The following is a 10,799-nucleotide window of genomic DNA, read 5'->3' as shown; positions in this document are numbered from 1 at the left end:
AATCACCGTCATGAGGATATCTACAAACTCCTCCTCAAGATGCTCAGAGAGAATCCTCTCTGCTAGTCATGACCCTTCTTTTATTTTTATGACAAAAAGTAACCAACTGAAAGAACAATCTTTTTTCAAAAAACTCAGACCGGGAAAAAAGCCGCGAGCGCTGGAATCCCGCGCAAAAACCCGCCAGCTTATTGCCTTTTTGCCTTCCTCATGGCAGGATGCGCTATCGACTCTGCATACTGTCGGCAACATAGGGGAGGTTCGTTGTGCCAAGCCATATCCTGCTGCTGGTTCTTGGAGCCGCCCTTCTGCACGCGACGTGGAACATCATCGTCAAGGGAGGGGACAACAAGCTCTTCGAGTCAGCCCTCAATGCACTGGGCGGAGGTCTCGGCGCACTTTTCATCCTGCCGTTCCTCCCACCGCTTCCTGTCGCCTGCTGGCCGTTCCTGGCCCTTTCCTGCTGCTGCCACCTCACCTATTACATCTGCATCTCCGCCGCCTACAAGGAAGTCGATCTTTCGATCGGCTACACCATCATGCGCGGCTGCGCCCCCCTCATCACTTCCATCGTCATGCTCTGCCTCGGTCAGGGACTCAGCCTGACGAGCTGGAGCGGGGTCGCCATCCTCTGCCTCGGCATCTTGGCGCTTTCCCTGGACAATCTGAAACGGCACGCCAACCTGCGGGGCATCCTCATCTCCCTGCGCACCTCCTTCGTCATCGCCGGCTATACGCTGGCGGACGGTTTCGGCGCGTCGGCCGGCGGCGACGGCTACGGCGTGGCCTACGCCTGCTGGATATTCTTCCTCAACATCTTCCCGCTGCATATCTACGTCTTCCTGCGGCATGGTCGTGAATATTTGCCCTATCTCCGGCAGCGCGGGGGGATAGGCATCTTCGGCGGGCTGTGCGGCCTGGGTTCCTACGGCATAGCCATCTGGGCCATGACCAAGGCGCCCATCGCCATGGTGGCGGCCCTGCGCGAGACATCCGTCATTTTCGGCATGCTCATGGCCGTCATCTTTTTGGGCGAAAAGCTTACGCCCAGCCGCATCCTGGCCGTCCTGCTCGTGTGTTGCGGCACAATGGTACTCAAGTACGGTTAGCCAAAAGGCCGGCCTCTGCATATAGTCGGTTGCCTGCCCTTGACGGGCGAGGCTTCTGCCTTTAGTGTGGCCAATGTTCTTTTTTGGACAAATCATATTTTGGAGGATCACATGGGGGATTTACCAGAAAAGCATGAGCTGATGGAGGAAGCACGCGAGGCTCTTGCCAAAACTCTCGGCCCCACCGAAGTTCTGGCGCTCGCCCTGGGCGCCATCGTGGGCTGGGGGTGTTTCATGCTGCCCGGCATCACCTTTCTGCCCAATGCCGGCCCGCTGGGTACCATCATCGCTTTTTTTATCGGCGCATTCTTTCAGTGCATCGTGGCGCTGGGCTACAGTTTTCTCATCAAGCCCTATCCGGTGGCGGGCGGGGCTTTTGTGTACGCCTACGCGGGATTCGGCTCCAAGGGAGCCTTCATCTGCGGCTGGGCGCTGGTGCTCAGCTATGTCTGTGTCATTGCCGCCAACGCCACGGCCATCATTCTGCTGGTACGCTTCCTGCTAGGGGAAAGCATCCAGTTCGGCCATCTCTATACCGTTCTGGACTGGGATATCTACCTCAGCGAAGTGGGCTACATTACGGTCATCCTGCTCGTTTTCGGATATATGAACTTCCGTGGAGTTGATGCGGCCAGTGCCGTTCAGGTCTTCCTGGCCTTTGCCCTGACCATCGGCGTGCTGGTACTCACCATCGGCACGGCCACCGCCGAGACCGCGAGCCTCGACAACCTTCAGCCCCTCTTTGCGGAAAACCGCTCGGCCATTGCCTGCGTCATGATGGTGCTGGCTTTGACGCCATGGCTATATGTGGGCTTTGACACCATCCCGCAGATGGCGGAGGAGTTCTCCTTCTCTCCCGGCAAAGCCCGTGATCTCATGCTGCTTTCCATCATCTGCGGCGCCGTCATCTACGCCCTCGTCACGCTGTGCGTCGCCGGCCTCATCCCCTACAAGGAACTGCTGGCCGCCAACCATGACTGGGCCACGGGCTGGGTCGCCAATCAAATCTTCGGTCGCTGGGGCGGGGTAGCCCTTGCCGTTCCCGTGTTGGCGGCCATTCTGACAGGCATGAACGGCTTCTTCATGGCCACCACGCGCCTGCTGTTCAGCATGGGCCGCAGCAAATTCCTGCCCGGCTTCTTCTCCGAAGTGCATCCCAAATACAATACCGCCTGGAAGAGCGTCGTCTTCATCACGGCGCTGACCTTGATTGTGCCGTGGTTCGGGAGACCGGCTCTTGACTGGATCGTGGCCACATCGTCCATCGGCACGGCGCTTGCCTACCTTTTCGCCTGCCTGACGGCACGCAAGTATCTGCTTGCGCACCCTGAGCTGCGCGAATCCTCCTGGGGTAAGCCCGTCTGCACTCTGGGCGCCATTACATCGCTTATCTGCATCGGCCTGCTCATGATCCCCAGCTCTCCCGTAGCCATCAACGTGCCCAACTGGGCCATGCTCTTTGCCTGGGTCGCCCTCGGGGCCATTTTCTTCCTGGGCAAGCAGCAGGAACTGCTTTCCATTCCGCACTCGACCATGCGCTACCTGCTGTTCGGCAAAGCCGATCAGGAAGTGCTGTTCGACACCATGGAAGACGACGAGGACATCGTCTAGCGATTTCGGCACGGAGGGAGACGGATGCCCATGCGACTGAAAGACCTGCGATGCCGGACCAGAGCGTGCCGCCTGCCGTTCTGTCCGTCATGGGCGCAGCGCGGGCGCCGTCTCCCTGCCGGCAGCACACGACCGTTCACCGCGTCATGCGCCGCCCTTAGGGTCGCAGACGTTCCGAGAAAGCCAGTCATCTTCGACCTCGAAGCTGTCGAAGCCATAGCGGAGTAATATCATGCGTTTGTTGCTTTCCATTCTCCTTGCCCTGCTCCTGACCATCGTTCAGGTGTACATCGGCCTGGAAACCTTCTTCCCCAGCGTGTTCCAGCAGAAGACGCACGTTGTGGATGAGCTGATCGAAGACAAGAAACCCATCATCAACAAGCTCACGCCCGAAGAACAGGCCTGGATCACCAGCCACGGCACGATCACCGTGGGCGTGGACCCCTACTTCTACCCCATCGAGACTTTTGACGGCCGCGGTCAGTATTCCGGCCTTGGCGGCGACTACATGAAGCTTCTGAGCCACCTGACCGGCATCCAGTTCCTGCCGCTGCGCCTCAATGACTGGGCCGCCACCGAGCACAGCGCGCAGGCCCGCGAAGTGGACATGTACATGGCCGCCGCCCAGACGGCGCGCCGCAGCGAGTATATGCTCTTTACCGAGCCCTACATCAACGAACCCGGCGTCATCAGGGCGCCCCGTACCTCCGGCCTGCACGACATCACCGTGGCCGATCTACACGGCAAAAAGGTGGCTGTGGTGGCCGCCTACTCCTGGCATGACTTCCTCCTGGAACACCATCCCGAAGTGGAAGTGGTGCCCTGCGCCACCACTGTGGACGCGCTCAAGGCCGTGGTCAACGGCGATGCCGACGCCATCATCGACTACGAATTCAACCTGAAGGAAAAGATCCACACGGCCGGCATCATGCAGATGGAGAAGGTCGGCAGCGTGGAGTCCAGCTACGGCCACGCCATTGCCGTGCGCAAGGACTGGCCCATCCTGTTCAGCATCCTCAAGAAGGGGATGGACAGCATCACCCCTGAAGAAAAGACTAAGCTGGCCGAATACTGGCTGGCGCAGGAAAGCGCTCCCGAACCGGCCGACCGTCACCTGCAGTGGCTGTTCTTCTTCTTCACTGAGATCGTGATGCTTGGCTTCGGCTTCCATACCTGGTGGCAGATCTCTGTCACCAAGGCGACTCGCGCCCGGATCCGGGACATCCGCGAGACCAACCGCGCCAAGGCCGCCGCTGTCTCCGCCACCAAGGCCTGAGCCAGACTGCCATGACCAGCCAAAGCCGCCGCAAGGCGGCTTTTTTGTTTACCTGCGCCTCCGCGCAGAAAGCGACAGGGCGGGAAAGCTTCCGCTTCCCCGCCCCGCACGGCATGTCACAGGACAACGCTACTTTTTCTTGTGCTTCGGCCGACCGTCATCAGGACGGACGGCATTATGCGCCCGCTCGTCCTTGCGGCGCTCCGGCTTCTTGTCCAATGCGGCGCGCAGCGCGTCCCGGTAGCAGCGCAACACAGCCAGCCGAGCGTACTTTTTGTTTTCCGCCGGTATGATATGCCAGGGCGCATAGGCTGTACTTGTACGCAGGAACATCTCATCAGCCGCCACGCTGTAGGCATCGCGCTTTTCCCGATTGCGCCAGTCCTCATCAGTGATCTTGTACTGCTTCCACGGCGTCTGCTGCCTTTCCTCAAAGCGTCGCAGCTGCTCATCAGGAGAGATATGCAGCCAGAATTTCAGCAGGATGTTGCCGTCCTCGGTGAGCTGCTCCTCAAAATGGTTGATCTCGGCATACGCTCGGCTCCAGTCTTCACGCGGAGTGAGCTTCTCCACTCGCTCCACGAGCACGCGTCCATACCATGAGCGATCATATATGGTGATAAAACCGGCACGTGGTATATGCCGCCAAAATCGCCACAAATAATGATGCGCCAGCTCTTCGTCCGATGGCGCGCTGATGGGGATGACCTGAGTGATGCGTACGTCGGCCCCGCCGATGACTCGCCGTATGGCCCCCCCCTTGCCGGAAGCGTCCCAGCCTTCAAAAATAAGCGTGCTGGATATGCCCCGCCGATACGCGTGGTAGGTGAGGGAAAAGATCTCATCCTGCAGCTTTTTCAATTCCTTGCGGTAGTGGTCAGGTTCCTTTGACCGGCTGAGATCAATGGCCTCCAGACTGGAGACGAGCCCTTCCTGCACGCTGCCGCCGTCATGCTCCTGCTCCTTCTCCAGCGCCACGCGTCCGGCCTTGGCATCCTGTGCACGCATGGCACGTTCCATGCCGGCGATGATGGCCTGCGCCACGGAGAGATTGCGATAATTGGCGTCCGCGGCGTCCACGATGGTCCAGGGCGCTTCCGGGCGGTCCGTCAAGCGGATGGCCGTGGAGATGCCTTCCACCAGCCCTTCATAATTATCGGCGGTCTTCTTGTCATAGGGCGTGAAGTGGAAGACTTCCTGATGCGCAAGGCGATGTTTGAGCCGGTGGGCAAAGGTTTTCTTGTCCAGATGCAGCCAGAGCTTGATGATGGCCATGCCGGATGCGGCAAGGCTGTTTTCCAGCCCCCGCAACCGATGCAGACGGCTGGTGAAAGCTTCTTCCGAGATGTCCCGGCAGGCCCGCAAGCGCACCGCAGGCCCGTACCAGCCGCCCAAAAAGACCCCCACTTCCCCAGCCGCAGGCAGCTGCCGCCAGTAGCGCCAGAAAGGCGGGCGTTCGCGCTCTTCATCCGTTTCAAACCAGAAGGCATGGTGATGCAAATGCTTGCCGTCCATCCATTCGGAAAGCAGATTGGCCACAGCCCCCCTTCCTGCTCCATTGAGTCCCGCTATGGTGATGAGTACAGGGATCTTGCGGGTCAGACACTGACGCTGCGCCTCAAAAAGGCGCAGGCGCAGCTGCTGCATGGCGACTTCATATTCCTTGTCGGCGCATTTCCGCCCGAGCGCGGCAGATTCAAACATATGACCTCCTTGTCCTGTAAAGTGTCCCGTATGGCTCCATGAGCTTATGAAGGGCTATATATTGCAGTCTATCCCCGCACGGCATGAATCACAAGGAAAAACGACAAGTGCTCTGCGCTCTCGCCGCGGGGACGCTCCTTGACCGTCAGGAGAGAACAGGCTATCTTTTTGCCATCTTACTCGGGGAGTCCAACATGTTTCCTACCATTACCGGCAGAAAGATCCGAAATGCCATCATCGGTTGTGGCCGCATCTCCAAAAATCACTTTGGCTCGATAGAAAAGCATCAGGACAATATGGAACTGGTTGCCGTCTGCGACAGCGATCCTGCCGTGTTGCGCGATCATGTGGAGCGTTATGGCGTTCCCGGTTTTTCCTCCCTGAGCGAACTTCTGGACAAGAGCGATTGCGACCTTGTGACCATCTGCACGCCGAGCGGCCTGCACCCTCAGATGGTCATCGAAGCCGCCCGCGCCGGGCGGCACGTCATGACGGAAAAACCCATGGCCACCCGCTGGAAAGACGGTCTGGCCATGATCCACGCGTGCGACGAGGCCAGACGGCGTCTTTTTGTGGTCAAGCAGAATCGGCGCAATGCCACGCTCCAGCTGCTCAAACGTGCGGTGGACGAACAACGCTTCGGCCGCATCTACATGGTGCACCTGAACGTTTTCTGGACCCGTCCGCAATCCTACTATGATTCGGCCAAATGGCGCGGCACATGGGAAATGGACGGCGGCGCCTTCATGAATCAGGCCAGCCACTATGTGGACCTGCTGGAATGGCTCATCGGTCCCGTGGCCGACGTACAGGCCATGACCGGCACCCTGGCCCGCCACATCGAGGTGGAAGACTCGGGCGTGCTCAATGTCCGCTGGCGTAACGGCGCTCTCGGTTCCATGGCCGTCACCATGCTCACCTACGACAAGAATCTGGAAGGCTCCATCACCATCATCGGAGAAAAGGGCACGGCCCGCATCGGCGGTGTGGCCGTCAATGAGATCCAGATCTGGAAATTTGACGAGCCACGCGACTATGACGCCACTGTGGCGGAATCCAGCTATGCCACAACCTCCGTTTACGGCTTCGGCCATCCCCTTTATTACAAGAACGTCATCGACGTGTTGCGTGGCGAAGCGGAGCCGGAAACAGACGGTCGCGAAGGGCTCAAATCCCTTGAGATCCTCATTGCCGCCTACTGCAGCGCGCGCGACAACAAAACCGTTTCGCTCCCGCTGGAATATTGACGTACGTCCGACAAAAGATCCGTACCGGCTGCGGCGGCGCTCCGCCGCCAGCTGGTACGGTACGGGCGAATGCGCCTGTTGCCTCGGCCATGCTGTTTCCTCCTGATGGTGAGAACGTGGCGGATGCTGCGTGGATTGCGCAGAAGATTCAAAGATTTGTAAAGAGGAGAGGGCATGGTTTCTCTCGATGCACTGCGGCAGGGAACATCCGCTGTCGCTGTTGTGGGGCTGGGGTATGTGGGTTTGCCCCTGGCCGTGGCGCTTGCCCGGCATTTCAACGTCATCGGCTTTGACGTCAACAGTACTCGTGTGGCCGCCCTGCAACGTGGCCACGATGCCACTCGCGAAGTAGACAGCGCCGACTTGGCGAACTGCAAAGCGCTCTTCACCGATGACCCTGAGCAGCTGCGGCAGGCATCGGTCATCATCGTGGCCGTCCCTACCCCGGTGGACGATCACCGCAGGCCGGATCTGACGCCGGTGCGCGCTGCCAGCCGAACAGTAGGGCGCCACATGTCGCGCGGCTGCGTGGTCTGCTATGAATCCACGGTCTATCCCGGCGTGACGGAAGAAGAATGCCGCCCCACCCTCGAGGCGGAGTCCGGCCTGCGCTTCCCGCAGGACTTTACGCTCGGCTATTCGCCGGAGCGCATCAATCCCGGCGACAAGGTCCACCGGCTGGAGACCGTCCGCAAGATCGTCTCCGGCTCGGATGAGGCCACGGCGGACCTGCTGGAACAGGTGTACGGCAGCGTGGTGAGCGCGGGCATCCACCGCGCCTCGTCCATCAAGGTAGCTGAAGCCGCCAAGGTCATCGAAAATACCCAGCGCGACATCAATATAGCGCTCATGAACGAGCTGGCCATCATCTTCAACAAGCTCGACATCGACACGTTGGAAGTGCTGGAAGCCGCTGGGAGCAAATGGAATTTCCTGCCCTTCCGGCCCGGTCTCGTGGGGGGGCACTGCATCGGCGTCGACCCGTATTACCTCACCTATAAGGCTGAGGAGATCGGCTGCCACCCTGAAGTCATCCTTTCCGGCCGCCGGATCAATGACAGCATGGGGAAATTTGTGGCCGAGATCTGCGTCAAACGGCTGATCGAATCCGACAGACGCGTCAAGGGCGCGCGCGTGGGTATCCTTGGCTTTACATTCAAGGAGAATGTGCCGGACATCCGCAACACGCGCGTGGTGGACATCGTGGCGGAGCTGAAGGAATACGGCATCACTCCCCTTGTGCACGACCCCGAGGCCGATCCCGCCGAGGCGCTGCACGAATACGGGCAGGAACTCCTGCCGCTTTCGGCCCTGAGCCATTTGGACGCCCTCATCCTGGCTGTGGCGCATGAGAGCTTCCGCAGCCTGGGACTCGACGACATCAAGGCCATGTTCGGGAGCGGGGCTGTCAGCCTCATGGACATCAAGGGATTCTGGGACAAGCGCGCCCTGCGCGACGCCGGCATTGACCTCTGGCGACTGTAAGCATCCACGGAGAGAGTATCCATGCAGTTTATCGATCTTGCCGCGCAACAGGCGCGTATCCGTTCCCAAATCGATGCCCGCATCAAGGCTGTCCTGGACCACGGGAAATATATCATGGGGCCGGAAGTGGCTGAACTGGAGGCTGGCCTGTGCGCCTTTACCGGCGCACGGCACTGCATCACCTGCGCATCCGGTACGGATGCTCTGCTCATGCCTCTCATGGCCTGGGGCATTGGCGAAGGCGATGCCGTTTTCGTGCCGCCCTTCACCTTTTTCGCCACGGCGGAAGAGCCCGCCCTTCTGGGAGCGACGCCTATTTTCGTGGATATCGATCCGCAGACCTTCAACATGCGGCCCGACCTGCTGGCCCGTGCGGTGGAAGCTGTCCTCAGGCAGGATCCCGGCATCTACCCTCTCCCCGAAGCGGCACGCAATCGCAAGCTGACGCCGCGGGCGGTCATCCCTGTGGATCTCTTCGGCCAAGCTCCGGCATATGCGGAGTTGCTGGAGGTGGCCCGCGCCCATGATCTGCTTGTCCTGGAAGATGCGGCCCAGAGTTTTGGCGGCACGCATCACGGGCAGCGTCATTGCGCTTTGGGGTGTCATGCGGCCGCCACGAGTTTCTTCCCCGCCAAGCCTCTGGGCTGTTACGGGGACGGCGGCGCCGTCTTTACCGATGACGACGATCTGGCGGACCTGCTGCGCTCCATCCGTGTGCACGGCAAAGGCAGCGACAAGTACGATAACGTGCGTCTCGGGCTGAACGGCCGTCTGGATACCCTGCAGGCCGCCATCCTGCTGGCCAAGCTGGAGATATTCCCTGAAGAGCTGACGGCGCGGCAGCAAGTGGCCGAATGCTATGCCCGGCATCTTTCCGACATCAAGGGCCTGACGCCGCCCCATGTGGCGGACGGCAACCGCAGCGCCTGGGCGCAATACTGCGTGCTGTTGCCCGACGGCAGCCGCTCCGCCGTCATGGAACGCCTCAAGGCGCAGGGGATCCCCACCAACATCTACTATCCCAAGCCGCAACACTGTCTTGCCGTCTTTTCCCGGCTGGGCTACGCGGCGGAAGATATGCCGACGGCACTCCAGGCTTCGCGCAACATCCTTGCCCTGCCCTTCCATCCCTATCTGCCGGAAGAGGACGTATGCAAGGTCGCCTCAGCACTTCGTGAGGCTCTGGCATGAGCGGCTCCACCGTTTTCGTACATGAAACGGCCTGCCTGGACGATCAGGTCAGCCTCGGCGGCGGGACGAAGATCTGGCACTTTACCCACATCCTGTCCGGGTCTGTGGTGGGAGAAAACTGCAATATCGGCCAGAATGTCGTCATCGGGCCTGATGTCCGCATCGGCAAGGGCTGCAAGATCCAGAACAACGTCAGCGTCTACAAGGGCGTGACGCTGGAAGATGACGTCTTTTGCGGACCGAGCATGGTCTTTACCAACGTATTCAATCCCCGTGCCCATATCCAGCGCATGGATGAGGCCCGCCCGACGCTTGTCCGGCAGGGAGCCACCATCGGCGCCAATGCCACCATCGTCTGCGGCATCACTGTGGGGCGCTATGCCCTGATCGGTGCGGGCGCGGTCGTGACTCGCGATGTGCCCGATTTTGCCCTCATCTACGGCAATCCGGCCCGCCAGCATGGCTGGGTATGCGCGTGCGGGGAAAAACTGCCGAAGGATCTGCGTTGCCCGGCCTGCGGCAAAGCCTATCTGCTGCGGGACGGCAGACTCGACGAGGCGGAAACGGGGGAGGAAGAGCACAGGTAAGCTGCTTGCCGCCTTCCCTCTTGCGATTTTATGACGAGTCCGGAACGGCGGGGCCGGAACGCTGTCGGATACAGCGATCTCCCTGCCGAAACGGCCACTTTGCCGGATTGACGGCACCGACTGACGGTATAGGCCCCCTCCCACATACCTCTGGGGGAGATTCCGCCGCATGTTTCCCGCTTTTTTCGGGCAAAGCCTGATTGTACCCAAGCGCCGCCGAAAGGGCGACAAGGAGCATGGATCGTCGGGCGCTACCGCTCAGTCCCCGCTGTGCGCAAAGTCCATCTAGGGCCTGTTAACACTATTTCATGTCTGTTTGGGGGGGAAGGGGAACCCCTCCGCCGGCGCTGGAGGGGTTCCCCTTCCCCCCAAGCCCCCCATCCCTTCCCCAGCGCGCTTTTACCGGGGGAAGAGTCAGGGACACGAGGTAACCCCGCCTCTATGGCATGCGGAGCGTGTACGGTCGATAGGCTTATATATTGAAATTGTTAGTAAAAATTGTATTAACAGGCCCTAGATGTTGTGTTCCGATAGGTTGTTCACCCTTTCCTCATTCGGTAAGTTGGAAGTTACCAGACAAACCAACAAG

At 60.1% G+C, this 10,799-nt stretch carries 8 protein-coding genes; 7 read left to right on the top strand and 1 reads right to left on the bottom strand.

Annotated elements, in window-relative coordinates; translation table 11 throughout:
• The first annotated feature begins 266 nt into the window (after window positions 1-266).
• The 3 genes from Q0K00_RS10070 (at window position 267) to Q0K00_RS10060 (ending at window position 3,996) form a co-directional block, all read left to right on the top strand.
• Entirely contained in the window at window positions 267-1,109 is an 843-nt protein-coding gene (locus Q0K00_RS10070; protein ID WP_297229157.1) for a DMT family transporter, read from the top strand.
• A gap of 111 nt (window positions 1,110-1,220) precedes the next feature.
• Window positions 1,221-2,720, top strand: a complete 1,500-nt coding sequence (locus tag Q0K00_RS10065) for an APC family permease (RefSeq protein ID WP_297229155.1) — start codon at window positions 1,221-1,223, stop codon at window positions 2,718-2,720.
• Window positions 2,721-2,952: 232 nt separating this feature from the next.
• Window positions 2,953-3,996, top strand: coding sequence for a transporter substrate-binding domain-containing protein (locus Q0K00_RS10060; protein WP_297229153.1), 1,044 nt, complete (start codon window positions 2,953-2,955; stop codon window positions 3,994-3,996).
• 129 nt (window positions 3,997-4,125) lie between these two features.
• Here Q0K00_RS10060 and pap read toward each other — a convergent pair whose 3' ends face one another.
• Complete coding sequence (gene pap / locus Q0K00_RS10055; protein WP_297229151.1) at window positions 4,126-5,700, bottom strand: polyphosphate:AMP phosphotransferase; 1,575 nt, start codon at window positions 5,698-5,700, stop codon at window positions 4,126-4,128.
• Between the two features lie 194 nt (window positions 5,701-5,894).
• Here pap and Q0K00_RS10050 point away from each other — a divergent pair, with 194 nt between their 5' ends.
• From Q0K00_RS10050 to Q0K00_RS10035, 4 genes are all read left to right on the top strand, one after another.
• A complete protein-coding gene (locus tag Q0K00_RS10050) occupies window positions 5,895-6,947 on the top strand; it encodes a Gfo/Idh/MocA family oxidoreductase (protein ID WP_297229149.1) in 1,053 nt (350 codons plus the stop codon).
• A gap of 174 nt (window positions 6,948-7,121) precedes the next feature.
• Window positions 7,122-8,432 carry a nucleotide sugar dehydrogenase gene (locus Q0K00_RS10045; protein ID WP_297229147.1) on the top strand — a complete coding sequence of 437 codons (1,311 nt, stop codon included), beginning with the start codon at window positions 7,122-7,124 and terminating at the stop codon, window positions 8,430-8,432.
• Window positions 8,433-8,453: 21 nt separating this feature from the next.
• Window positions 8,454-9,623, top strand: coding sequence for a DegT/DnrJ/EryC1/StrS aminotransferase family protein (locus tag Q0K00_RS10040; protein WP_297229145.1), 1,170 nt, complete (start codon window positions 8,454-8,456; stop codon window positions 9,621-9,623).
• Window positions 9,620-10,210, top strand: a complete 591-nt coding sequence (locus Q0K00_RS10035; RefSeq protein ID WP_297229144.1) for an acyltransferase — start codon at window positions 9,620-9,622, stop codon at window positions 10,208-10,210. The genes Q0K00_RS10040 and Q0K00_RS10035 overlap by 4 nt, the downstream gene beginning before the upstream one ends.
• Window positions 10,211-10,799 lie beyond the last annotated feature (589 nt).

Origin of the sequence: uncultured Desulfovibrio sp., from assembly GCF_944327235.1 — a bacterium.
Taxonomy (GTDB): Bacteria; Desulfobacterota; Desulfovibrionia; order Desulfovibrionales; family Desulfovibrionaceae; genus Desulfovibrio.
This window is presented reverse-complemented; position numbering and strand designations above follow the sequence as displayed.